The sequence below is a fragment of the Flavobacterium sp. MDT1-60 genome (genome assembly GCF_014844035.1).
Classification (GTDB): domain Bacteria; phylum Bacteroidota; class Bacteroidia; order Flavobacteriales; family Flavobacteriaceae; genus Flavobacterium.
Map to the genome: position 1 here is coordinate 83,097 of NZ_CP062159.1, position 24,341 is coordinate 107,437.

General features: G+C 32.3%; 24 protein-coding genes. 15 read left to right on the forward strand and 9 right to left on the reverse strand.

Translation table 11 applies throughout. From position 1 onward, the window contains the following. The first annotated feature begins 10 nt into the window (after window positions 1–10). From IHE43_RS00330 to IHE43_RS00340, 3 genes are all read left to right on the forward strand, one after another. Window positions 11–493 carry a dihydrofolate reductase gene (locus tag IHE43_RS00330; protein WP_192186156.1) on the forward strand — a complete coding sequence of 161 codons (483 nt, stop codon included), beginning with the start codon at window positions 11–13 and terminating at the stop codon, window positions 491–493. Window positions 494–1,081: 588 nt separating this feature from the next. Continuing rightward, entirely contained in the window at window positions 1,082–1,813 is a 732-nt protein-coding gene (gene ubiE / locus IHE43_RS00335; RefSeq protein WP_192186157.1) for a bifunctional demethylmenaquinone methyltransferase/2-methoxy-6-polyprenyl-1,4-benzoquinol methylase UbiE, read from the forward strand. A 1-nt stretch (window position 1,814) separates the two neighbouring features. Further along, window positions 1,815–2,525: a porin family protein gene (locus IHE43_RS00340; RefSeq protein WP_192186158.1), complete on the forward strand. Its 711-nt coding sequence runs from the start codon at window positions 1,815–1,817 to the stop codon at window positions 2,523–2,525. A gap of 9 nt (window positions 2,526–2,534) precedes the next feature. Here the strand turns inward: IHE43_RS00340 and IHE43_RS00345 are convergent, their stop codons facing one another. After that, window positions 2,535–3,263, reverse strand: coding sequence for an RNA methyltransferase (locus IHE43_RS00345; protein WP_192186159.1), 729 nt, complete (start codon window positions 3,261–3,263; stop codon window positions 2,535–2,537). Between the two features lie 37 nt (window positions 3,264–3,300). On the opposite strand from IHE43_RS00345, the gene IHE43_RS00350 reads away from it, so the two are divergent. From IHE43_RS00350 to IHE43_RS00365, 4 genes are all read left to right on the forward strand, one after another. Further along, window positions 3,301–5,856: a BamA/TamA family outer membrane protein gene (locus IHE43_RS00350; protein ID WP_192186160.1), complete on the forward strand. Its 2,556-nt coding sequence runs from the start codon at window positions 3,301–3,303 to the stop codon at window positions 5,854–5,856. A gap of 59 nt (window positions 5,857–5,915) precedes the next feature. After that, window positions 5,916–6,983, forward strand: coding sequence for a class II fructose-bisphosphate aldolase (gene fbaA / locus IHE43_RS00355; protein WP_056190175.1), 1,068 nt, complete (start codon window positions 5,916–5,918; stop codon window positions 6,981–6,983). Between the two features lie 111 nt (window positions 6,984–7,094). Beyond that, a complete protein-coding gene (gene accD / locus IHE43_RS00360) occupies window positions 7,095–7,949 on the forward strand; it encodes an acetyl-CoA carboxylase, carboxyltransferase subunit beta (protein WP_056190173.1) in 855 nt (284 codons plus the stop codon). Between the two features lie 82 nt (window positions 7,950–8,031). Further along, a complete protein-coding gene (locus tag IHE43_RS00365) occupies window positions 8,032–8,649 on the forward strand; it encodes a hypothetical protein (protein WP_192186161.1) in 618 nt (205 codons plus the stop codon). A 155-nt stretch (window positions 8,650–8,804) separates the two neighbouring features. On the opposite strand, the gene IHE43_RS00370 is transcribed toward IHE43_RS00365, so the two are convergent. Both IHE43_RS00370 and IHE43_RS00375 read right to left on the reverse strand, forming a co-directional pair. Further along, window positions 8,805–9,689, reverse strand: coding sequence for a cupin-like domain-containing protein (locus IHE43_RS00370; RefSeq protein ID WP_192186162.1), 885 nt, complete (start codon window positions 9,687–9,689; stop codon window positions 8,805–8,807). A 92-nt stretch (window positions 9,690–9,781) separates the two neighbouring features. Beyond that, window positions 9,782–11,029: an ABC transporter permease gene (locus IHE43_RS00375; protein ID WP_192186163.1), complete on the reverse strand. Its 1,248-nt coding sequence runs from the start codon at window positions 11,027–11,029 to the stop codon at window positions 9,782–9,784. A 165-nt stretch (window positions 11,030–11,194) separates the two neighbouring features. On the opposite strand from IHE43_RS00375, the gene purH reads away from it, so the two are divergent. The 6 genes from purH to rodA all read left to right on the forward strand — a co-directional run bounded on the left by purH (window position 11,195) and on the right by rodA (window position 18,437). Next, window positions 11,195–12,721 (forward strand): bifunctional phosphoribosylaminoimidazolecarboxamide formyltransferase/IMP cyclohydrolase, encoded by a 1,527-nt coding sequence (gene purH / locus IHE43_RS00380; protein ID WP_192186164.1) that lies wholly within the window; start codon window positions 11,195–11,197, stop codon window positions 12,719–12,721. Window positions 12,722–12,776: 55 nt separating this feature from the next. Further along, complete coding sequence (locus IHE43_RS00385; protein WP_026983887.1) at window positions 12,777–13,805, forward strand: rod shape-determining protein; 1,029 nt, start codon at window positions 12,777–12,779, stop codon at window positions 13,803–13,805. Between the two features lie 111 nt (window positions 13,806–13,916). Continuing rightward, window positions 13,917–14,741, forward strand: coding sequence for a rod shape-determining protein MreC (gene mreC / locus IHE43_RS00390; protein WP_192186165.1), 825 nt, complete (start codon window positions 13,917–13,919; stop codon window positions 14,739–14,741). Further along, window positions 14,734–15,240, forward strand: coding sequence for a rod shape-determining protein MreD (locus IHE43_RS00395; protein WP_074660407.1), 507 nt, complete (start codon window positions 14,734–14,736; stop codon window positions 15,238–15,240). The genes mreC and IHE43_RS00395 overlap by 8 nt, the downstream gene beginning before the upstream one ends. Further along, entirely contained in the window at window positions 15,237–17,186 is a 1,950-nt protein-coding gene (gene mrdA / locus IHE43_RS00400; RefSeq protein ID WP_192186166.1) for a penicillin-binding protein 2, read from the forward strand. Before IHE43_RS00395 ends, mrdA begins: the two co-directional genes overlap by 4 nt. Before the next feature lie 15 nt (window positions 17,187–17,201). Further along, window positions 17,202–18,437, forward strand: a complete 1,236-nt coding sequence (gene rodA, locus IHE43_RS00405; protein ID WP_192186167.1) for a rod shape-determining protein RodA — start codon at window positions 17,202–17,204, stop codon at window positions 18,435–18,437. Between the two features lie 187 nt (window positions 18,438–18,624). On the opposite strand, the gene IHE43_RS00410 is transcribed toward rodA, so the two are convergent. The 6 genes from IHE43_RS00410 to xrtF all read right to left on the reverse strand — a co-directional run bounded on the left by IHE43_RS00410 (window position 18,625) and on the right by xrtF (window position 23,352). After that, entirely contained in the window at window positions 18,625–19,305 is a 681-nt protein-coding gene (locus IHE43_RS00410; RefSeq protein WP_192186168.1) for a DedA family protein, read from the reverse strand. A 132-nt stretch (window positions 19,306–19,437) separates the two neighbouring features. Next, a complete protein-coding gene (locus IHE43_RS00415) occupies window positions 19,438–19,779 on the reverse strand; it encodes a heavy-metal-associated domain-containing protein (protein WP_072970377.1) in 342 nt (113 codons plus the stop codon). A gap of 55 nt (window positions 19,780–19,834) precedes the next feature. Continuing rightward, window positions 19,835–21,841, reverse strand: a complete 2,007-nt coding sequence (locus tag IHE43_RS00420) for a TonB-dependent siderophore receptor (RefSeq protein WP_192186169.1) — start codon at window positions 21,839–21,841, stop codon at window positions 19,835–19,837. A gap of 94 nt (window positions 21,842–21,935) precedes the next feature. Further along, window positions 21,936–22,334, reverse strand: a complete 399-nt coding sequence (locus IHE43_RS00425; protein ID WP_192186170.1) for a hypothetical protein — start codon at window positions 22,332–22,334, stop codon at window positions 21,936–21,938. Between the two features lie 45 nt (window positions 22,335–22,379). Further along, complete coding sequence (locus IHE43_RS00430; RefSeq protein WP_192186171.1) at window positions 22,380–22,826, reverse strand: exosortase F system-associated protein; 447 nt, start codon at window positions 22,824–22,826, stop codon at window positions 22,380–22,382. Continuing rightward, window positions 22,816–23,352 (reverse strand): exosortase family protein XrtF, encoded by a 537-nt coding sequence (gene xrtF / locus IHE43_RS00435; protein WP_192186172.1) that lies wholly within the window; start codon window positions 23,350–23,352, stop codon window positions 22,816–22,818. Before xrtF ends, IHE43_RS00430 begins: the two co-directional genes overlap by 11 nt. A gap of 71 nt (window positions 23,353–23,423) precedes the next feature. On the opposite strand from xrtF, the gene IHE43_RS00440 reads away from it, so the two are divergent. After that, window positions 23,424–23,879: a GAF domain-containing protein gene (locus IHE43_RS00440; RefSeq protein WP_192186173.1), complete on the forward strand. Its 456-nt coding sequence runs from the start codon at window positions 23,424–23,426 to the stop codon at window positions 23,877–23,879. A 167-nt stretch (window positions 23,880–24,046) separates the two neighbouring features. Beyond that, entirely contained in the window at window positions 24,047–24,313 is a 267-nt protein-coding gene (rpsO, locus tag IHE43_RS00445) for a 30S ribosomal protein S15 (protein ID WP_192186174.1), read from the forward strand. The last annotated feature ends 28 nt before the right edge of the window (window positions 24,314–24,341 follow it).

The window sequence follows — 24,341 nt, forward strand, 5'->3', positions numbered from 1 at the left end:
TTAGAATACCATGATTATAATGATAGCGGCCGTTGCAGAAAATAATGCTCTTGGAAAAAATAATGAGTTAGTATGGCATTTGCCAAATGATTTCAAAAGATTCAAATCGCTCACAACGAATCATCATATTATTATGGGAAGAAAAACTTTTGAAAGCTTCCCAAAACCATTACCAAACAGAGTTCATGTTGTAATAACACGACAAAAAGATTACAATCCGGAAGGCTGTATTGTCGTTGATAGTATAGAAAAAGCGATTACTGTTTGTCCTGAAAATGAAGATTCATACATCATTGGCGGAGGCGAAATTTACAATTTAGGAATGGAGCATGCAGATATATTAGAAATAACTAAAGTACATCATAGTTTTGATGCCGATGCGTATTTTCCTGAAATTGATAAAACCGACTGGCAATTAGTTGAATCTGAAGAAAATTTTAGAGACGAAAAACATCTTTATGATTATACTTACGAAACTTACATTCGACGATAAATAAAAAAAACATCCTCTTTTGAAGGATGTTTTTTAAAACGATTGATTTTTTTTGATCTGACTCTTTCAGGAAGTAGTTTTTGTAAAAATCACAAATGTTTAAAACATTTGAATTAGCTGAATAACATTTAAAGTTATTTGAGAATAAATCTCAAAAAGAGCCTTTAATAACAAATACCACTAAGATATTAAAGGCAAGAAAATTAAAATTTCCAAAAACAAATTTAATCCTAAGAACGTATTTTGCACTTATTTTAAAAAACAGTATTGTGGTTTAAAACAACACTTTCAAAACTACTTACAAGAACAAATGAAATTACCAGTGCAAGAAAGTATTCATTTGATTTAAGTCATTATATTCTATCAATCATTAAAATTTCATCATTTTATCTTTAGCAAAAGTGACCATAAATCAAGCACTGCACAATACCCACTTTTAGTGATTTTTTGAAAATACCCGCTTTTAGTGAGAGTCAAAAACACAAATCAGCTGTTTATAAATAGCTTATTCTAAAACATTTGATTTACAAATTTAAAAACGCAATTACAGTTAACACAGTTTGTATTATATTTGCGTAAATAAAAAAAATGTCTGAAAAAATAACCCCATATAAAGACTCCTCTTTAGGAAAAAAAGAGCAGGTTGCCCAAATGTTTGATAACATCTCTGGGAACTATGACAATTTGAATCGCGTAATTTCATTTGGAATCGATATTAAATGGCGAAAAAAAGTATTAAAAATCGTATCGGACACTAATCCGAAAATAATTCTTGATATCGCAACAGGAACGGGCGATTTAGCTATTTTAATGGCTCAGACTAAGGCTGAAAAAATCATTGGTTTGGATATTTCTGCAGGAATGCTTGAAGTTGGTAAAAAGAAAGTTGAAGATAAAAACCTTTCTAATATTATAGATTTAGTTTTAGGTGATTCTGAAAATATTCCTTTTGAAGACAATTACTTTGATGCCATTACCGTTGGTTTTGGAGTACGAAATTTTGAAAACCTGGAAAAAGGTTTTTCTGAGATCTTAAGAGTTTTAAAACCAGGCGGCGTATTTGTTATTTTAGAAACTTCAGTTCCGGATAAAACTCCATATAAACAAGGTTATAGGTTTTACAGCAAAAATATACTTCCAATAATCGGAAAATTATTTTCAAAAGATAATTCGGCTTATGGCTATTTATCAGAATCCGCAGCCGTTTTTCCTTACGGAGAGGCCTTAAACAATATTTTGAGAAAAATTGGGTTTATAGATGTTGTGGCAATGCCTCAAACTTTTGGAGTTGCAACCATTTATTCTGCTTCTAAAAAATAGTATGAAAAAAACAGTAATCTTACTTTTATTAGTCTTATCGACAAAAGGATATTCGCAATTTGCTAAAAGTATGTTTAGCAAAGATCCTATAATCAATCTTGAAAACTGGCAAAAACAACGCCTGTATTTTGGTTATTTTTTAGGTTTTAATAGTTTTGATTTTAAATTTGACTACAAAAATCCCGGTCCTGATATTCAGGTAAAAAAGACTACTGGTTTTAATGTCGGCGTTGTTGCCGATTTAAGACTGCAGGAATATATTAATTTACGTTTTGAACCAGGTTTGTACTATACAAAACGTGATCTGTATTATCCAAATATGGCTTCGGAACAAGATTATTTAAGAGAAGTAAACAGCACCTATATCCACTTTCCTTTGTTATTGAAATTCTCAGCCTTAAGAACTGGGAACATTCGTCCCTATTTAGTAGGTGGAATGTCGACTACATTAAATTTATCAAGCAATTCAAAATCGCAAGATGATAATTTTGAAGGAAAATTCAGAGTAAAGCCCTGGACTGCAGCCTACGAGCTAGGTTTTGGAATTGATATCTTCTCGGAATATTTTATTTTCTCTCCTTCGATCAGAGGTGTGTTTGGAATTACGGATGAATTAATTCGTGATAACCCTGCAAAAGGACCTAGTCCCTGGACAGATAATATCGATTCTATGAAATCGCGAGCAATTTTAATTAATTTCACTTTTCATTAAAACAAATTCTTAACTATTTCGTTTAAATTCACTAAGAATAATTGCTGTTGCGGTAGCTACATTTAAACTTTCTGTTTTTTGTAATTCTCCAAATCTTGGAATTGAGATTCGGCTGGTTACTATTTTTTCAATTTCTGCTGAAATACCATTGGCTTCATTACCCATAATAATGATTCCATTTTGAGGCAAATTTGATTGATAGATGTTATCACCGTCCATAAAAGTTCCAAAAACAGGTAATTTTGTTTGTGTGATAAAAGTTTTTAAATCAATATAGTTGACATTTACTCTGGCAATAGAACCCATTGTGGCCTGGACTACTTTTGGATTATAGATATCTACTGTTTCTTTAGAGCAAATAATTTGTTTGACACCAAACCAATCACAAAGACGTAAAATTGTTCCCAAATTTCCGGGATCTCTAATATCGTCTAGCGCAATGATTAATCCTGAGTCGATTACTTTATTTTCGGCAGGGATTTTGAATACAGCTAAACAAGAATTTGGAGTTGCCAAAGCACTTATTTTTTTAAGTTCCTGTTCATTAACGAGAGTGCGCTTTGAAGGCTGAACAGTCTCAAAATCATTTAAAGTCGTGTATAAATGCTCTAATTCAAAATTGGATTGCAACAATTCCTGAATTACTTTTACTCCTTCGGCAAAAAATAATTGATTTGCAAAACGCTGCTTTTTTTGATGCAAGCCTGTTATAAGTTTTATTTGGTTTTTACTAACCATAAAATAATGTACTTTTGAATTAAATATTTTAGAACACTTGAAAAATAATTCCACAAAAATAATAGCATTTATTCTAATAGCAATATTTATTTGCGCTTGTGATGCTGTAAAAAGAGTTCCTGATGGAAAAAAACTTCTTGTAAAAAATAATATTCTTGTTAATGGAAAGAATACCAATGATGAAACTGCATCAAATCAGATGTACCAAAAACCAAATGGAACTCTGTTAGGGTATAAATTGCGTTTAAATTTGTACAATTTAGCCAATTTAAATCCAGATTCTACTTATCAGGCTAAATTTAAAAATCATCCGGGCTTGTACGAGCGTCAGGCTAAATTTCTATCAGCAAAACAAGTTGACCGACTTGGACAATCATTTTTTTATAAAGGTTTACATGAATTCTTAAAAAACACTGGTGAACCGCCAGTTATTATTGATACTACAAAAACAAAAAAATCTTTATTACGTTTAAAATTCTATTATTTCAATAATGGTTATTTTAATGTAAAAACTGATTACACAATTGATAGCATAGCACCAAAAAAAGCGAGAATAAATTACAATATTCTTACTGGTCCCGGCTACACTTTAGACTCTATCAGAACAACTATTTTAACTCCGGCTTTAGATTCCTTATATAAAACAAATCCGGAACCTTCAGTTTTAAAATCCGGAAAGCAATATAAAACTTCAGATTTTGAAGAAGAAAAAAATCGCATAACCACTTATTTCAGAAATCATGGTGCATATTTCTTCCAGCCAACTTATATTACTTTTGATATAGATACAATTGGCAAAAAAAATAAGGCAGACATTAATTTAAAAATTAACAATAATAATATTCAGGAAAGAGATTCAAGCAGAACTGAACCATTTAAATTGTATAAAATAAGCGATGTAAACATTTATACAGACTATTCGGCAGCCAATGCAAAAAACAAAATAACAGATAGTACGACTTACAAAAACTTTAATTTGTACAGTTATAAAAAGCTAAAATATAAACCGCGGGCCATTACTGATGCTATTTTTATTAATAAAGGAAGCACTTATTCTGATACGAGAACAACACTTTCCTCGCGTTATTTAAACAACCTGAAGATTTTTAATTATCCTTCTATACAATATGAAGTTGATAAACGAGATTCGACGGCGCAATCATTAATAGCCAATGTATATCTGACACCCAGAAAAAAATATAGTTTTGGAGCTACTCTGGATGTAACACATTCTAATATTCAGGATTTTGGAATTGGAGCCAGTGTTTCAGAAACGATTCGTAATGTTTTTAACCGAGCTGAAACACTAGAAATTTCGGCACGTGTAAATGTCGGATCATCAAAAGATATGGCTAACCCTAATGACAATTTCTTTAATGTCTCGGAATACGGAATTGACACCAAACTTAATTTCCCAAGGATCTTAATGCCTTTTGGAACCGAAAAAATTATTCCGAAAAGGATGATTCCTTCGACCATTATTGCTGCAGGTTTCTCAAAACAGCGAAATATTGGTTTGGATAAAGAAAATTTTACCGGAGGATTATCTTACAACTGGTCTCCAAAACGTTTGAATACTGCGAAACTTGAAGTATTGAATGCGCAATTTGTTCGTAACTTAAATCCTGATAATTATTTTAATGTATACACCTCTTCTTATGACGAATTAAATGGAATTGGTAGAAATTATAACGTTGATCCTCTAAATGTTGATATAGATGGAAATTTAATAATTTCATCAGGAACGACTGGGTTTACTAATGATGTTTTAACAGAACAGACAGCCTTAACGCCGGCGGATGAGCAATATCAAGACGTGAAGAGTATCGAAGAACGAAGAGTTCGTCTGACCGAAAATGATTTTATATTAGCCTCGAGTTACACGTTTACGAAAACAACTAAAAAAGATCTTGCTGACAATATTTTCTATCAATTTAAAGCCAAAATAGAATCGGCCGGAACTTTATTATCTGCTGTTTCGAGTATAGCTAATCTTCAAAAAAATATAAATGGTAATTACGAAATATTCAATTTGGAATATTCAGAATATCTTAAAACGGAGGTAGATTACATTAAACACTGGGATTTTGGAAAAGAGAAAGTCTTGGCCGTTCGAAGCTTTTTCGGAATTGCGATTCCTTTTGGCAATTCAGATTATATTCCGTTTTCACGAAGTTATTATTCCGGAGGTTCAAATGATAATCGAGCGTGGCAACCTTACTCATTAGGCCCGGGAAGTACCGATGCTTTAGATGATTTTAACGAGGCAAATATGAAAATTGCACTGAGTGCCGAATTCCGATTCAAGGTTTTCGGAGATGTTAAGGGAGCTGTCTTTGCAGACGCCGGAAATATCTGGAATGTGCTCGATAATGTCACCGATGAAAAGGCAACATTTAACAACGTAAACGATTTAGCTGAGATTGCTTTAGGCACAGGATTTGGATTACGATACGATTTAAGCTTTTTTGTAATTCGATTAGATTTAGGCTTCAAGACTTATAATCCGGCACATGAGAAGGGAGACCGCTGGTTCAAAGAGTACAATTTTGGGCACTCGGTTTTAAATTTTGGAATAAATTATCCTTTCTAATGCTAATTAATTCTTATTTTTGCAACCTAAAAACCTAAAAACAACTAAAAAAAATTACAATGGCACACAATATTAAACCAGGAGTAGCTACAGGAGATCAGGTACAGGAGATTTTTAATTATGCGAAAGAAAAAGGATTTGCACTTCCAGCAGTAAATGTTACGGGGTCAAGCACAATTAATGGAGTTCTTGAGACTGCAGCGAAACTTAATGCGCCAGTTATCATTCAATTTTCAAACGGAGGAGCACAATTTAACGCAGGAAAAGGATTGTCTAACGCAGGTGAAAAATCAGCAATTGCTGGTGGAATCGCAGGAGCAAAACATATTCACGCATTGGCAGAAGCTTACGGAGCAACTGTAATTTTACACACTGACCACTGTGCAAAAAAATTATTACCTTGGATTGATGGCTTGTTAGATGCATCTGAAAAACATTTTGCAGAAACAGGAAAACCATTATTCAGTTCACATATGATCGATTTGTCTGAGGAGCCAATCGAAGAAAATATCGAGATCTGTAAAGAGTATTTAGCAAGAATGAGTAAAATGGGTATGACATTAGAAATCGAGCTAGGTATTACAGGTGGTGAAGAAGATGGCGTTGACAACTCTGATGTTGACAGTTCAAAATTATACACACAACCGGAAGAAGTAGCTTATGCTTACGAAGAATTATCTAAAGTAAGTCCTAAATTTACAATTGCAGCTGCTTTTGGAAACGTTCACGGTGTTTACAAACCAGGAAACGTAAAATTGACTCCAAAAATCTTAAAAAATTCTCAGGATTTCGTTCAAAACAAATTCAACACTGGACATAACCCGGTAGATTTCGTTTTCCACGGAGGTTCAGGTTCTACACTTGAAGAAATCAGAGAAGGAATTAGCTACGGAGTTATCAAAATGAACATTGATACAGATTTACAATTTGCATATACTGAAGGAATTCGTGATTATATGGTTAAAAACATTGACTATTTGAAATCTCAAATTGGTAACCCGGAAGGTGCTGATGTTCCTAACAAAAAATATTATGACCCAAGAAGATGGGTTCGTGAAAGCGAAGTGACATTCAATGCAAGACTTGAGCAAGCTTTTGCAGACTTGAATAACGTAAATACACTTTAAATTTTAGATTTCTGAATTTAGATTCCGGACTTCTAAAAAAGCCTGGAATTTAAATTTCGAATCAGTTTTGATAATCTAAACTTTAAAATCTACATTCTTAAAATTAAAAAAATGGCTTGGTTTAAAAGACAGGAAAAAGGGATTACGACCGCTACAGAAGATAAAATGGACGTTCCGAAAGGATTGTGGTACAAATCTCCTACCGGAAAAATTATTGATGCTGACGAATTAGCCAGAAACTTATTTGTTAGTCCAGAAGATGATTTTCACGTTCGAATTGGAAGCGCTACTTATTTTGAAATTTTATTCGACAACAACGAATTTGTTGAGTTAGATAAAAATATGACATCAAAAGATCCTCTGCATTTTGTGGATACAAAAAAATATGCAGAAAGATTGAAAGATGTAATGGAAAAAACACACCTTAAGGACGCTGTACGTACAGGAGTTGGAAAATCCAAAGGAAAAGAGCTTGTAATTTGCTGTATGGATTTTGCCTTTATTGGAGGATCTATGGGAGCTGTTGTTGGAGAAAAAATTGCCAGAGGTATTGATCACGCGATCAAAAACAAATTACCTTTTGTTATGATTTCTAAATCAGGTGGAGCTCGTATGATGGAAGCTGCTTATTCGTTAATGCAATTAGCAAAAACTTCTGTAAAACTAGCTCAATTAGCTGAAGCTAAATTGCCTTACATTTCACTTTGTACAGATCCAACAACTGGAGGAACAACTGCATCATATGCTATGTTAGGAGATATCAATATTTCTGAGCCAGGTGCTTTGATTGGTTTTGCCGGCCCTCGTGTTGTTCGCGATACTACAGGTAAAGATTTACCAGAAGGTTTCCAGACTGCGGAATTTCTTTTAGAGCACGGTTTCCTAGACTTTATCACGCCTAGAAAAGAATTGAAAGACAAGATCAACTTGTATATCGATTTGATTCAAAATAATACCATTAGATAGTTTTAAAACTTCTGAAACATATAGAATCCCATTCGCTAAGGCAAATGGGATTTTTTATATCTTTATTTTAAATCTTATTTTTATGGCGAAATTTTTTAGCGTTTTAATGGTTTGTTTATGTTTTTTAAATTGCACCAAAAAAGAAAACACAATACAAAATACTCCTTATGTGATTTCTAAACATTCTATTATCTCTAATATTTCTAATAAACCAAGAGACACGAATATTCCTCCACCTCCACCGTTACCAGGAGGAGTAGCTTATGGAACAAATACTTTTATAATTGATAATAATTCAAAAATATACTATTTTCAAAGAGAGAAAATTGGACGTGTTTGCATAACTGAGCCGCTTGACACAATTCCTTATTTTATAAATTTACAACCTAAGGACCTAATTGAAATACCACCTATTGCACTTTCTGAGTTTATAAAATTAAATCATAAGGATAATTTTAGAAATATAACTATAATATCATCAAAGTTAGATACTTTAAAATCGGAAAACTATTTTAATTTAATTAAAGCGATTGAATCTTATTTAAAAGAAAAAGATTTATATTTCATTCGAAGAACTACTCAGGAAGAAGATACTGTTTTGAAATATAAGAAAAATAATGAGCCTTATTATTCCGACATCATTAAATGGGATAGAAACAGAATAAAATTTCCTCTTATAAAACCAAAACTAAATCATTAAAATAGAAAATGTATCGTTCCTACGGAACTTCTAAATTCTCTCTTCATTTTTCCAACGGAATAAATTCCGTTGCTACCAATATTTCATTCCTACGGGATTTTTCTGCGCGTTCCATTTTTTATTTTTTTAATTGAAAAAGATAATTCTAAATTCTGCTAATTTTTAGGTTTTCCCTTTTTCAATTCTCTATCAGCAATTTTAAAAGCTAACTTTTCACGCCATATCGCATAACGTTCTCTAAAAACTACTTTTATTGCGCTATCAACCGCGCCATGCATAAACAAACTCCAAACGCTGGCCATTTTACGCGTTATTGATCGATCCCATGCACGAAGACTCAGGGAAAAAGAACCGTCTACGTAGCGCATCCAATGCCACATTCCGGTTGGCATGAACAAAGTATCTCCATGTTCCATAAAAACTTCATATCCTTCGACACCTTTTAGAGCGGGAAATTTTTCAAAATCAGGATTAGCAACATCATAATCTTCTAAAGCATAAGTAGTATTGGGAACGCAATAAAGTCTTTTTTTCCATTTATAGTCAAACAATATAATATGTTTTCGACCTCCAAAATGAGTATGAAAAAGATGCGGTAAATCGATATCATAATGTAAAAAGGTGAAGGCGCTTGAGCCACCAAAAAACATGGCAGGCATGCTTTCTATAAAACCACCCATTAATTCTTTTGGAATTTTTACATCATTAATTAATTCGGGTCTGTGTTTGAAAAGATTGAAGAAAAAAATGCGTAATTGTGTTGGTTCTCTTTTTATTAAATCCAGGTATTCACCAAATTTCATACTAGCAATAGAGGCATTGATTACTTTTGTAGGATCTGCTTTGGAATTATCAACTAGTTTTACCTCAATATCTCCTGCAATTTGCTTAAAATACTCCGTTGACCATTTTTCTCTTGCAGGCCAGTCTTTTGTTAATCCTTTTATAATTAAAGGTTTTCTCTTATCTAAATAGTTCTTTTTAAAATCTTCTCTAGAAATAGACTCAACGGTATCGACGGGTTTCAAGTTAAAGCTCATTTATTTATTGATTTAAATTGCATACCTAACAAGTAGGTATCTAATTATCTAGTCCTTTAAAAAAAATCACAATTAATAACACAAAAAACGTACTACATTCCAGTTCGAATTGCTTCAACCGGATCCAAATTGGCTGCGGAAATTGCTGGAAGAATTCCGGATATTAATCCAATAATAGCTGCTAACGTAGTTCCTAAAATTATATTCCCAAAGCTTAAAACAAATTCGAAATCAAGCACTTTCGTTAAAATCAGTGCAATCCCCCAAACCATTAAAAGTCCTATTATTCCTCCAATAACAGAAAGAATTATCGCTTCAAATAAAAACTGAAATAATATAAAACGATTTTTAGCTCCAAGTGATTTTTGAATTCCAATTAAGTTCGTTCGCTCTTTAACCGAAACAAACATAATATTCGCAATTCCGAACCCTCCAACTAAAAGAGAAAATCCACTGATAATCCATCCAACAACATTCATCTGACCCAAAATACCGTCAATAAAATCTGTAAACCCGGAAAGTACATTAACAAAGAAATTATCAATTTCACCCGCTTTCATTCCGCGAATAGCTCTTAGTTTCTGTGCAACTTCAGCCTTATAAGCATCCATATCGATTCCTTTCACAGGTTTTAATACAATTACCGGTGTCATTGCATCACTATCACCGTACATCCTACGCAAAAAATTAGCCGGCAAATAAACAGAGGTATCATTGCTATCTCCAAAAAAACCAGCCCCCTGTTTTGTCATAACGCCAATAACAGAAAAACGTTGTCCATACAAACGAATACTTTTTCCGATAGGATCATCAGATCCAAAAAGTCCGTTTGCAATTTCATAACCCAGAACAATTACGGGCGATCCCGAATTGGATTCAGATTCCGTATAAAATCTTCCCTTATCAAAACTCAATCCGTCAATATCAACCATTTCATAAGAAGATGGAACAATATTTACATCAGCTACAGTTTTCGAATCATATTTTAAACTTTCCCTGCTAACAAAAAGCTGATAACCAACCTGATCTGTATTGTTTAGAGAATTTTTCAAAGCGATATATTCATCATATTTCACATTTGGAAACTGTTCTCTTTTCCATTGTGGAATTTCAGATGGTCCAAAGCAAAATTTCATTAAATAAATTGTATTTTTATCTAAACTGCTTAAATCTTTAGAAATTTTACGATCAAGAGAATCAACGGCAGCTAAAACAGCGATAATCGAAAAAATACCAATCGTAACCCCTAACAACGACAATAATGTACGCAATTTGTTATTTCGCAAAGCATTTATGGCAAAGCTTAGACTTTCCTTTAATAATCTTAAATAAAGTAGCATATTTTCGTATTTTTCAATAAAGTAAAATTCAATAAATTAAAATCAAAAACCTAATAAAAGTTAACTTACTCATCAGTAGTTTTTTTTAAGAGAATGTTACATTAATTTTCTTTAAAATAATATTTAAAAAAACTACTTTTGCAGTCTGAAAAACATAACTACACAATGAGCACAACAAAAAAAATTCAATCCGCATTAATATCTGTTTTTTCGAAAGATGGACTAGAGCCAATCGTTAGAAAATTGCACGAGCAAAACGTCACATTATATTCTACTGGAGGAACTGAAGATTTTATAAAAAACCTTGGAATTCCTGTAGTTCCAGTTGAAGATATTACTTCATTTCCTGAAATTCTTGGAGGAAGAGTAAAAACTTTACACCCTAAAATTTTTGGCGGAATTTTAAATCGTCAGGATAATGAAAGCGATGTTCAGCAAATGAAAGAATTTGATATTCCTCAGATTGATTTGGTAATTGTTGATTTATATCCTTTTGAAAAAACGGTTGCTTCAGGTGCGAGCGAACAAGATATTATTGAAAAAATTGATATTGGCGGAATTTCATTAATCCGTGCCGGTGCAAAAAACTTCAAAGACACGGTAATTGTAGCTTCAGTAAACGAATACAGTTTGCTTCTGGATTTGATTACAGAACAAAATGGAGCGACAACATTAGAAAACAGAAGATTGCTTGCTACAAAAGCATTCCACGTTTCTTCTCATTATGACGGTGCTATATTTAATTATTTTAATACTGACGAAACTATTTACAAAGAAAGCATTGCAGATGGTCAGGTTTTAAGATACGGTGAGAACCCGCATCAAAAAGGATTTTTCTTTGGAGATTTTGACGCAATGTTCAAAAAAATTCACGGAAAAGAATTGTCATATAACAATTTATTAGATGTTGATGCTGCAGTAAATTTAATTAATGAATTTAAAACTGACGGACCAACATTCGCTATTTTAAAACATAATAACGCTTGTGGTTTAGCTTCAAGAAAAACAATTAGCGAAGCTTATTTAGCTGCTTTGGCTTGCGACCCAACATCAGCATTTGGTGGAGTTTTAATTGCAAACACTAAAATCGACTTAGCTACAGCACAGGAAATCAATAAATTATTCTGTGAAGTTGTCATTGCACCTAGTTATGATGACGAAGCAATTGTTGTTTTACAAGAAAAGAAAAACAGAATTATATTAGTTCAAAATGAAGTTGAATTGCCTTCAAGACAAGTAAGAACATGTCTTAATGGTTTGTTAATTCAGGATAGAAATACTATTACAGATAATAAAGAGCATTTAAAAACCGTTACAACAACAGAGCCAACTGCTCAGGAGATAGAGGATTTGATTTTTGCTTCGAAGATTTGTAAAAACACAAAATCAAATACAATCGTATTTGCTAAAAACGGAACTTTAATTTCATCAGGAACTGGTCAGACATCAAGAGTGGATGCTTTGATGCAGGCAGTTGATAAAGCAAAAGCTTTCGGATTTGACCTAACAGGAGCCTCAATGGCAAGTGACGCATTTTTCCCTTTTCCGGATTGTGTAGAATTAGCTAAAAAAGCAGGAATTACAGCTGTAATTCAGCCAGGTGGATCGATAAAAGATGAATTAAGCATCAATTATTGCAACGAAAATAATCTTGCAATGGTATTTACAGGAACACGTCATTTTAAACATTAATTTGTTTAACTTTGTTCGATAATTATTTATAACATTTTAAACCCCTAAAAAACTTATGGGATTTTTTGATTTCATGACCGAGGATATTGCGATAGACCTTGGTACCGCAAACACTTTAATCATTCATAATGATAAAGTTGTTATTGATAGTCCGTCAATCGTTGCACGTGACAGAATATCAGGCAAAATCATTGCTGTTGGTAAGGAAGCCAACATGATGCAAGGTAAAACGCATGAAAACATCAAGACCATAAGGCCTTTGAAAGATGGTGTAATTGCCGATTTTGATGCTTCAGAAAAAATGATCAATATGTTCATTAAAAGTATTCCGGCATTGAAAAAAAGAATGTTTACTCCGGCTTTACGCATGGTAGTATGTATTCCGTCTGGAATTACTGAGGTTGAAATGAGAGCTGTAAAAGAATCTTGTGAAAGAGTAAACGGAAAAGAAGTTTATTTAATTCATGAGCCTATGGCAGCAGCAATTGGTATTGGTATCGATATCATGCAGCCAAAAGGAAATATGATTGTTGATATTGGAGGTGGTACAACCGAAATTGCTGTTATTGCATTAGGCGGAATTGTATGTGATAAATCTGTAAAAATTGCAGGTGACGTTTTCACAAACGATATCGTTTATTACATGCGTACGCAACACAACCTTTTTGTGGGAGAAAGTACTGCTGAGAAAATTAAAATTCAGATTGGGGCTGCTATCGAAGATTTAGATGGACCTCCGGAAGATATGTCAGTTCAGGGTAGAGATTTACTTACCGGGAAACCAAAACAAGTAGATGTTTCATACCGTGAAATAGCAAAAGCATTAGACAAATCAATTCAACGTATCGAAGATGCTGTAATGGAGACTTTATCTCAAACTCCTCCTGAATTAGCAGCCGATATTTACAACACGGGTATTTATTTAGCTGGTGGTGGATCGATGTTAAGAGGTCTTGATAAACGTATTTCACTAAAAACAGACTTACCTGTTTACATTGCCGAAGATCCTTTAAGAGCGGTAGTTCGTGGAACTGGAATGGCATTAAAAAACATTGCTAAATTTAAAAGTATCTTAATTAAATAAGATTCAAAATAATAACTAATATTTTTTTTATGAGAGTCAAATGATCAAATTTGACTCTCATAAAATTTGAAACCTTAAAGCATATCCTGAAACAAAATAACCAAACAAGAAATGCAGCAAATTTTTAATTTTATTATAAGAAACAGTAACCGATTGCTGTTTTTGCTGCTTTTAGGTATTTCGTTGGTTCTCAGCATTCAATCCCATTCCTATCACAGAAGCAAAGTAATCAGTTCAGCTAATTTTTTAAGCGGAGGTGTTTATGAAAAAATCAATCATATTAATGAATATTTGAATTTAAGAACCGAAAACGACGAACTTGTACTTGAAAACGCAAGATTAAAAAGCCTCCTTTTTAATAAAGAGGATACTACAAAAATACCGTTGGCGGACAGCGTAAAAGGAGTAAAACCTGCTGACATTATTGTTTCAAAAGTAATTCATAACTCTTATAACAGGCACGAAAACTATATTACGTTAAATTCCGGAGCAAATGACGGCATTAAACCAGATATGGGAGTAATTAATAGTTTAGGGATCATTGGAGTGATAGATAACACATCACCAAGATATTCAACAGTGATAAGTATTTTGAATATGAAATCGCAAATCAACGCGAAACTAAAAAAATCAAATCACTTTGGTTCATTAACCTGGGATGGTAAAAGTACAGGATTTGTTCAGCTTGAGGATGTTCCTAGACTAGCTTCTGTAAAAAAAGGAGATACTATCGTTACAGGCGGACAGTCTGTTATATTTCCTGAGGGAATTAATATTGGTACAGTAGACATTGTTTACAAAAAAGACAACTCAAGTTATTATGTCATAAAAGTTAAGTTATTTAATGATATGACAAACTTAGGTCACGTTTATATAATCAAGAGTAAAGACAGAGAAGAACTTATTAATTTAGAAAACAAGGAAAAAGATGAATAGCGCATTGTTAGTCAATATTTTTCGATTTATTATGTTACTGGCAATTCAGATTGTTATTTTTAATAATATGAATTTTTTAGGATACATAAGTCCTTTTCCGTACATTCTGTATATTATTCTATATCCTGTAAACAGCAACAGATCAGGTTTAATAATTTCAAGTTTTTTACTTGGCCTTACCATGGACATGTTTTGTAATTCAGGAGGTATTCATGCCACAGCATGTGTTATTCTAGCTTATTACAGACCTTATATTTTTAAATTTTCGTTTGGATTGAGTTACGAATATCAAACCATAAAACTAAACGAATCCCTGACACCTGAGCGCTTTTCGTTTATTCTGGTTTCTGTTTTATTGCATCACATAATATTATTTATACTCGAAGCTTTTCAGTTTAAATTTATTTGGGATATTCTACTCCGAACTTTATTTAGTACAATTTTTACAATAATTATTTCAATCATAATAATATATCTTATTAAGCCCAATAAACGATGAGAAAAGTTTTGCTGCCCTCTTTAATTATTATCGCAGCATCTTTGCTGCTGATCAGGGTATTTTATTTGCAAGTTATTGATGATTCATTTAAATTAAAATCAGAGAATAACGCGATAAAAAAACAGTATGACTATCCTGAAAGAGGTTATATCTATGACAGATATGGCAAATTATTAGTTGCCAATCAGGCTTCTTATGATATTATGGTTATTCCTCGCGACATTAAAGAAGACCTGAATGTTGATGAGTTATGTTCTTTATTAAACATCACAAAAGAAGATTACGAAAAAAGAGTAGCTAAAGCAAGAGTATATAGTCCGCGATTACCTTCTGTATTTTTATCACAATTAAACAAAAGTGAATTTGCTGCTTTTCAGGAGAAAATCAGAAAGTTCGAAGGGTTCTATTTTCAAAAAAGATCGCTTCGTGACTATGAAGTAGATTATGGCGCTAATATTTTTGGATTTATCACTCAGGTAAACGAAAAATTAATTGCTAAAAACCCTTATTACAATAGTGGGGATTTAATTGGAAAACAAGGTGTCGAAGAAAGCTACGAAGAAATCTTACGCGGTATAAAAGGTGTAAAATACATCCAAAAAGATAAATACAACCGAGAAATAGGTTCCTATAAAAATGGAAAATATGATACGATCGCTGTTGCCGGAGAAGACATTAATTTAACCATTGATGCTGAACTTCAAAAATACGGAGAGGAATTGATGATTAATAAAAGAGGTGGAATTGTTGCTATTGAACCTAAATCTGGTGAAATTTTAGCATTAGTTACTGCACCATCTTATGACCCTGGTATTTTGGTAGGAAGACAACGATCTAAAAACTATACCCTTTTATATCACGATTCGATTGCAAAACCCTTATATGACAGAGGACTTTTAGCGGAATATCCTCCTGGTTCTCCATTTAAAATATTAACTGGTTTGGTTGCTTTGCAAGAAGGTGTTATTAATGAGCAAACGACTTTCATGTGTCATCATGGATTTAGTTATGGTAGAGGCCGTTTTATGAAATGCCACGGTTTTGGTCCACATCAATTGCATAATGGTATTTACAATTCATGTAATACCTATTTTGCAAATGTATACATGCTAATGATTAATAAATATGCAAATCCAGGCCAAGCTGTTGATGTGTGGAGTGATCACGTAAAGAGTTTTGGTTTAGGTCAGTTTATGGGATATGATTTACCAACCGGTAAAAAAGGAAATATCCCAACATCTAAAACCTACAAGAAAATTTACCCTAATGGAGGTTGGAGAAGCACAACAATTATATCCAATTCTATTGGTCAGGGAGAAGTTTTAATGACTCCTATTCAATTAGCAAATATGATGGCAACAGTTGCCAATCAGGGGTATTATTATACACCTCATATCATTAAAAAGATTGAAGGAAAAAAAATTGATGCTAAGTTTACGACTAAACACGTTACAACAATTGATCAAAAATACTTTCCTCCTGTAATAAGTGGTTTATTTGATGTGTACAACAAAGGAACAGCTTACGCTCTTAGAGTAGAAGGTATTGATATTTGTGGAAAAACAGGTACGGCAGAAAACTTTGCTAAAATAAACGGAAAAAGAACTCAGCTTAAAGATCACTCTATATTTGTGGCTTTTGCTCCAAAAGAAAATCCAAAAATAGCTATCGCTATTATGATTGAAAACGGAGGATTTGGTGCAACTGTTGCTGGTCCAATTGCCAGTTTGATGATCGAAAAATATTTGAGAAAGAAAATCACAAGAAATGATTTAGAAATTCGTGTTTTAAACAAAAGTCTTTTAAGCGAGTATGCTAAGGTTGGTGGTATAACAGCAGCGAGTGCAATTGAATCTACTCCAAAAGATTCTGTTATGAGAGCTAAAATTGTAAAACCGAAAGTAGAAGTCAAAAATATACCTGTAGACACCACTAAAGAAAACTAACAAAGATTATTTCAAATGAAAAATCAAAGTGTAAAAAATAACATCGACTGGGTAAGTGTTTTTATCTATACTGCGTTAGTAACATTAGGGTGGCTGAACATCTATTCTTCATCATTACTATCGACAGAAGGAACTTATCAAAAACAACTAATTTTTATTGGTTGTACTATTCCTCTAATTTTCGTTGTCCTTTTTGTTGATGGAAAATTCTATGAAAAATACGCCAGTATTATTTTTGGGGTTTCCTTATTATCATTGGCAGGATTATTCGTATTCGGAAAAACAATTGCCGGACAAAGATGCTGGTATGCTATTGGAAGTTTCACATTACAGCCTTCTGAGTTTGCAAAAGCTGCAACTTCATTGGCATTGGCCAAATATTTAAGTGACACTCAAATTAATCTAAAAGACGTAAACAGGCAAGTTCAGGCTTTAGCAATTGTGTTTTTACCTGTATTATTAATTTTACCTCAACCCGATCCTGGAAGTGCCCTTATCTACAGTATTTTTATTATAGTATTATATAGAGAAGGTCTGCCGTCATGGTATGTATGGACAGGTTTTATCACCATTTTATTGTTTGTCCTGACACTTGTTTTAGAACCCTACGTAGTTATTCTAATAGCATTAGCCGTATTGATGATTATTCATTTTAAAGGAAGAGTTGTAGACAGAAATATCATATTAAGCAGTATAATACTAGTTGGTATTTCTGCTTTTGTTTTATCCGTAGACTATGTTTTTGATAACGTTTTTAAGCAACACCATAGAGATCGTTTTAATATTTTATTAGGTAAAACAGTCGATATGAAAGGTATCGGATACAATACAAATCAGTCAGAAATTGCCATTGGATCAGGTGGCTGGGTTGGAAAAGGTTTTCTGGAAGGAACCCAAACCAAAGGTGGGTTTGTACCTGAACAGCATACCGATTACATTTTTACAACAGTTGGTGAAGAATGGGGATTTGCCGGGTCACTTGTGGTAATTGCGCTTTTTGTTGGTTTATTTTTACGTGTGATATACTTAGCTGAGAGACAAAAAACAAAATTCAGCAGGGTTTATGGTTATTGTGTTGCTGCTATTTTATTTACGCACTTTTTTGTGAATATTGCAATGGTTATCGGGATTTTTCCAACAATTGGAGTTCCGTTACCCTTCTTTTCTTATGGAGGTTCCGGACTCTGGGGATTCACTATTTTATTGTTTATATTCTTAAAAATGGATGCCAATAAAGTAAATGAATGGTAATTTAAAATCAATTTGTGAAATTTCAAATTCCAAATTAAATATAAAATTCTTAATTGATTTAGCGGAAAATTTAGAACGTAACTTAATACTTGAAAAACATAGTAGTTTTTAAACATAGTAGTTTTTAAACATAAAAAAGTCCGAGGTTATTAAACTTCGGACTTTTTTATGTTCTTGAATTTGTACTTTATATCTTTTCTATCGGTCTTTTCTTTAATAGCTTAAGCAAAACGGGAAAAGTAGATATAATTATAATAATAATAATAATATATTCTATATGTTCTTTTAGATCTATCCCCTGCTCTAAAAAGACGCCGTATAAATAATGTCCGGAAAAAATTAATATAAAGGACCATAAAAAAGAACTCAAAATATTATAGAACATAAATTTCTTTTTATCCATAGAAACAATACCGGCTATAATTGGAGCAAAAGTCCTGAAAATTGGTAAAAAACGTGCGTAAATTATTGCTTTTCCACCGTATTTTTCAAAGAAATCCTTTGATTGTAACAGGTACTTCTTTTTAAACCAAAAACTATCTTCTTTCTTAAATAAATAATAACCGCTTTTAGCACCGAACCAATAGCCTGTCATGTTTCCTAAAACCCCCATGATGGCTACTAGTGTTGAAAGCAAAAAAACATTTAAAAAATCACTAGGAATATAAAATACATTTTGAATTAAGTCACGACTGTAAATACCTGCTAAAAAAAGCAAACTGTCTCCGGGAAGAAAAAAACCTGCAAAAAGTCCTGTCTCAGCAAAAACGATAAACAGCACTATGTATAAACCAATTTGAAAACCGCCGATACTTAAAGTTATATAAAATTCAGGGTTGACTAATTGAGTCCAATCAAAATTATTCATAAAATGAGTTTGGTTACATTTATAAGTTTGTGAAAGTAAGAATAATTTAGTTTAACCACAATAAATTACGGCATTTTAAAGATAAATTAACGATAAAGAAAGCCAAGCCAATACTTGGCTTTCTAAAAAATATTAGTCTCTTTCGTACTTACAACACGTATGTAAATTATCGTAATCTGTTTGTGTTGCTTTTACCTCTTTTGTATCATGCCCTACTTTCGCAATGGCTTTGTTCAAATCCTCCGGTGAACTTTTTTCTTCATTCAAAATAACCGTCAACTGATGCGAACTAATGTCCCAACTGGCAGTCTTAACTCCCGGTACGCTAAATGCCGCTTTTTCTATACGCTTTTTACATTGCTCGCAGTTTCCATTAACTTCAGTAGTATATTTTAAATTCTTATTTTTTTTAGTTTGAGCCTGAGCCGAAAAACCTAAAAAAGTGATCATTGCAATTAAAATTAAATTCTTCATTGTATTAATTATTTAGTGTTATTGTAATTGATTTTTAAAATTGATATTATATTTCTTATTTTATTTTAAAACGTAATCCTGCATAATACATTTGTCCAAATATTGGAGCGTAAGCTACAGAAGCATCAAAGTTCGGTCCAAATGGATCTTCGGCACCTAGAATTGCTTTTTGCTGTTTATAATTCCCAATGTTTTCTCCACCAATGTATACTTCGAAAACTGGCGAAAAAACTCTTGTAATCTGAAGATTCATTACGGCATATGAAGGTGAAAAATCCGGAAATTGATCTTCTACAGGATTTGATGCGGTATATGGCAATTGCTGTTTTCCGGACCAATTAAAAGTATAGTCAAACTTCCATTGTTTATCATTATTTAGTGGAGTCTCATATTCTAAATTTCCTAAAAAACGATGTTTGGCCTGAAGCGGACGTTGAAAAGTTCCCCTTAAATAATCTGTTTGGATATCATAATATTTGTATGCCGTTCTCAAATTCAGATTATGAATTAACTCATAATTAAATTCCAGCTGAAAGCTATTCGCAAATGAACTTCCTTTTAAATTATAAAACAAAACATCCTGCGGACTTTGCATCAAATCGACCACAGCCTGATTTTGAAAATCGGTTCTGTAAAAATCAAAACCAGCTTCAGCATTTTTATTGAAAAGCCTAAATTTCTGTGAAAAACTCACTCCATAATTCCAGGCAATTTCAGGATTCAAACCGTAAATTTTTCCACTATTATCTAATATCGAAAAAGTTCTGGAACTTGCAAAAAGTTGTTGATTTTCAGCAAAAATATTAGCCGAACGTTTTCCTCTTCCAGCAGAAAAACGAATTACCCCATTTTCCCACGGGTTATAGCGCATGTGCAAACGAGGTGTTACAAAAAAACCTAATCGATTATGGTTATCCACTCTTCCTCCTAATATTAAACTGAAATTATCTGTGTTATCATAAGTGTATTCGAAGAATGCTCCAACTGAGTTATCAATTCGGCTATAATCTGTTACATTCACAAACTCCTGATACTGATCATAAGTAAAATTTAAACCCGTGGTAAATTTGTGCTTCGTATTATTGATAATCGAATTAAAAATTAAATTCGAATAAAAACTATTCTGCTTAATATTATACAGATTCAATCCAAAATAAGAATTTTGATTATGACTGTTAAAAGCGTTTTGAAAACCAATACTCTGGTAAGGCATATCTTTAAAAACATAACCAATTTTAGTCGACACATCAAAACGTTCAGTATTGATTTCTGATCCCCAATGATTTGTTGTTCCGCGATCTCTGTCTTTATCAAAATCAACCTCTCCTGTTTGTTTTTTATCATTCATATATCTGAAATTGATAAAACTAACCAACCCACTTTCGGGATTATAATATTGATATCGATTTAAAATATTGATTTGTTTCCCTAACGGATTATCAAGAAATCCATCATTATTCATATCGTTTTTAGCTACACGGGTGTTTCCGTGAACGAACAAACTTGTCGCCCATTTATCGGATATTTTTTTATTGAAATGCGTATTCAATTCAAAACGGGCATCGGTAGAACCGTAAGCATTCAGAAAAAACGGAATATCGCTTAGAGGCTTTAAAAGCTCCGTGTTTATTTGTCCCGAAATACTTTCATAACCGTTAATTACACTACCGGCTCCTTTGGTAATCTGAACACTTTCTATCCAGGTTCCGGGTGTAAAAGATAATCCATAGGCCTGAGAAGCACCACGAACTGACGGAATGTTTTCTTCCGTAATCATTAAATACGGACTTGTTAAACCTAACATTTTTATTTGTTTAGTTCCCGTTAAAGCATCAGAAAAATTGACATCGATCGACGGATTGGTTTCGAAACTTTCGGCCAGGTTACAACAAGCGGCTTTTAATAACTCTTTACTTGTAATTACGGTTGTATTGGAAGTAAGTGTATAGGATTTTTTTATTCCTTTTTGCTTTTTAGTAACTTTTACTTCCTGTAAATCTTCCTGAGAAAAAACAGATACTGAAAGCAAAATCATACCAAAAAACATGATATTTTTTTTCATAAAAATGATTTTAATAGTAATTAGAAAACTGTTTAGAGAAACTAAAAACAGTGCATTTCAAGCCACAAAAAGACTTGATTCTAAAACATTAAAATCAGGAGTAGAAAATATATTGATTGTATAATTTGAATAAGGGGGGCGCATTCGCATCAGAATAATACGAAATGATTTGATTGCTTTTGAAATTCGGAACAGATAAAAACGCAATTGGTTTGTATTCCTGAATTACTGCCGGAAAAGCAATTTGAAAAAAGAATATTTTGAAAGTAGCATTATCCGATTTCTTTTCGATATGCACTATTTTATCTTTACAACAAGATGATTTTTTTTCGGAAGATCCGCAACATCTCTTTTCCGGAGATACCGAAACTGAAGTATTTAAGGAAACAGAGGCAATTTCTCCTCCGCAATAATGCACATCAAAAGCAAACCCAATGTTGGAAACCAACAATAGGAACGCTAAAAATAATCCTGTGCACTTTTTTAAATTCATACTGCAAAACTATTTAAAAAACCGCAGAAAAGATTAAATGAAATGTTATTTTTTAAAATTTACCTGCTGATAATAAAATGCAGGAATGAAAAGCAAAACAAATATCGGTTGAATAATAAATCTTCTAACGTAAAAAAGCAACCAATTCCCATTAGGGAAATAATTCAGAATCACAAAAAATAACATTAAGAGCAGTGCTAAAAAAAAAACATAAAGAAAAGTACTGAACTTTAAAATTTCTCTATCGCGAAATAGTGTATAAATAAGTATCAACGATAGGATAGTATTTAAAAAATATCGAAAGAAAAGTCCGCAAAAAAGCTTAAAAACATCAAACGGAGGAAATGGCCAATTTTTGAAATTCGACTCGAAATAATCCAGAAATGGATCATAAAACAATTGACTTTCAAAAGTTCTTATCAATCCAAAACACATTACAATAAATATTGTGATTATAATTCTAACCTTATGTTCCAATAATTTACTTAGCATATTTTGAAAATTTATTAACCCAAAATACCCATAAGATAAAAACCAATCCGTAAATAATTAAAGGAAACAAAACTCCATGCAAAATATGTTCATTTTCAGGAAACGAAAATAGCAAAACAGTTAAAATTGCAATGCGAAGCACATTTAAAATATAGATTAAAACACTTCCTGCTATTATAAACAATAAAGTCGTTTTGAATTTTCCGGAAAAAGCAATTACAAAAGAGACAAATAGAATAATAACACTTATTGCATTGCAACCTTCGATAATTCTGATTGTAAACTTTCCCTTATACCACACTTCAAAATAAGGATGTAATACACTTTTATGAATAATGACATCACAATTAAATAACTGCATTAACTGTTCTAAATTATGACTCACAATAGTAGTTATTCCATCAACATCATTGTCCGAAAAACTGTTCAAATAAAATTTATAAAGTAGGGTCAGCACAATATAAGCCGAAAAGAAAGTGCCTATAAAAATCAAGAAAGGTTTAAATTGTAATAAATATTTTTTCAAGAGAATTTTTTTTCAAATTTATGTATTTTTTGATATTAGCTTTAAATACTTTTGTATAAAATTTTTATATCATGACATTTCAGGAATTACAACCAAAAATAAGTGCTATTGTTGCTGACAACAATAACGTTAGAGACGAAAAATTATTGGCAATATGCCAGTTATTAAACGAAAATATAGAATACTATAACTGGGTTGGCTTTTATTTTGCGAATCACGAAAATAAAACCTTACATCTTGGTCCTTATATAGGTGCAGAAACAGACCATACTGTAATTCCTTTTGGAAAAGGTATTTGCGGACAAGTTGCTGAAAGTAATACTAATTTTGTGGTTCCTGATGTTGCTGCTCAGGACAATTATATTGCTTGTAGCTTTACAGTAAAATCAGAAATTGTGGTTCCATTGTTTGTTAATGGAGTAAACATTGGCCAGATTGATATTGACAGTCATGTTATCGATCCGTTTACTGAAGCTGATGAACGCTTTTTGGAGTTTGTAAATCAAGAGGTTGCGAAATTATTCTAAAAAATATAGCATTACAAATCATCAAAATGACATTAATTGAACTTTAAATTACTTAATCTTCAAAATTTTCAATCTTTAAATTTATTTTTTCAGAAAAAAGATGTATTTTTGCACCCGTCTTACAAAAGTTGTGAAGACATACATAAAAATCATTAAATAATATTGGAATGTATTTAACTAAAGAAAAGAAAGAAGAGATTTTCGCACAACACGGTGATGCAACAAACACTGGAAGCGCAGAAGGTCAGATTGCATTGTTCACTTACAGAATTTCACACTTAACTGAGCACTTGAAAAAAAATCGTCACGATTACAACACTGAGCGTTCACTTGTACTATTAGTAGGTAAAAGAAGAGCTCTGTTGGATTACTTGAAAAAGAAAGAAATCAACAGATATCGTGAGATTATCAAAGTATTGAATATCAGAAAATAATCAATATAGGAAAGAGGTGCGAAAGTGC

Coding starts and splice junctions, on each gene's coding strand:
- IHE43_RS00330 (WP_192186156.1), top strand. CDS start 11: ATGATTATAATGATAGCGGCCGTTGCAGAAAATAATGCTCTTGGAAAA.
- ubiE (WP_192186157.1), top strand. CDS start 1,082: ATGTCTGAAAAAATAACCCCATATAAAGACTCCTCTTTAGGAAAAAAA.
- IHE43_RS00340 (WP_192186158.1), top strand. CDS start 1,815: ATGAAAAAAACAGTAATCTTACTTTTATTAGTCTTATCGACAAAAGGA.
- IHE43_RS00345 (WP_192186159.1), bottom strand. CDS start 3,263: ATGGTTAGTAAAAACCAAATAAAACTTATAACAGGCTTGCATCAAAAA.
- fbaA (WP_056190175.1), top strand. CDS start 5,916: ATGGCACACAATATTAAACCAGGAGTAGCTACAGGAGATCAGGTACAG.
- accD (WP_056190173.1), top strand. CDS start 7,095: ATGGCTTGGTTTAAAAGACAGGAAAAAGGGATTACGACCGCTACAGAA.
- IHE43_RS00365 (WP_192186161.1), top strand. CDS start 8,032: ATGGCGAAATTTTTTAGCGTTTTAATGGTTTGTTTATGTTTTTTAAAT.
- IHE43_RS00370 (WP_192186162.1), bottom strand. CDS start 9,689: ATGAGCTTTAACTTGAAACCCGTCGATACCGTTGAGTCTATTTCTAGA.
- IHE43_RS00375 (WP_192186163.1), bottom strand. CDS start 11,029: ATGCTACTTTATTTAAGATTATTAAAGGAAAGTCTAAGCTTTGCCATA.
- purH (WP_192186164.1), top strand. CDS start 11,195: ATGAGCACAACAAAAAAAATTCAATCCGCATTAATATCTGTTTTTTCG.
- IHE43_RS00385 (WP_026983887.1), top strand. CDS start 12,777: ATGGGATTTTTTGATTTCATGACCGAGGATATTGCGATAGACCTTGGT.
- mreC (WP_192186165.1), top strand. CDS start 13,917: ATGCAGCAAATTTTTAATTTTATTATAAGAAACAGTAACCGATTGCTG.
- IHE43_RS00395 (WP_074660407.1), top strand. CDS start 14,734: ATGAATAGCGCATTGTTAGTCAATATTTTTCGATTTATTATGTTACTG.
- mrdA (WP_192186166.1), top strand. CDS start 15,237: ATGAGAAAAGTTTTGCTGCCCTCTTTAATTATTATCGCAGCATCTTTG.
- rodA (WP_192186167.1), top strand. CDS start 17,202: ATGAAAAATCAAAGTGTAAAAAATAACATCGACTGGGTAAGTGTTTTT.
- IHE43_RS00410 (WP_192186168.1), bottom strand. CDS start 19,305: ATGAATAATTTTGATTGGACTCAATTAGTCAACCCTGAATTTTATATA.
- IHE43_RS00415 (WP_072970377.1), bottom strand. CDS start 19,779: ATGAAGAATTTAATTTTAATTGCAATGATCACTTTTTTAGGTTTTTCG.
- IHE43_RS00420 (WP_192186169.1), bottom strand. CDS start 21,841: ATGAAAAAAAATATCATGTTTTTTGGTATGATTTTGCTTTCAGTATCT.
- IHE43_RS00425 (WP_192186170.1), bottom strand. CDS start 22,334: ATGAATTTAAAAAAGTGCACAGGATTATTTTTAGCGTTCCTATTGTTG.
- IHE43_RS00430 (WP_192186171.1), bottom strand. CDS start 22,826: ATGCTAAGTAAATTATTGGAACATAAGGTTAGAATTATAATCACAATA.
- IHE43_RS00440 (WP_192186173.1), top strand. CDS start 23,424: ATGACATTTCAGGAATTACAACCAAAAATAAGTGCTATTGTTGCTGAC.
- rpsO (WP_192186174.1), top strand. CDS start 24,047: ATGTATTTAACTAAAGAAAAGAAAGAAGAGATTTTCGCACAACACGGT.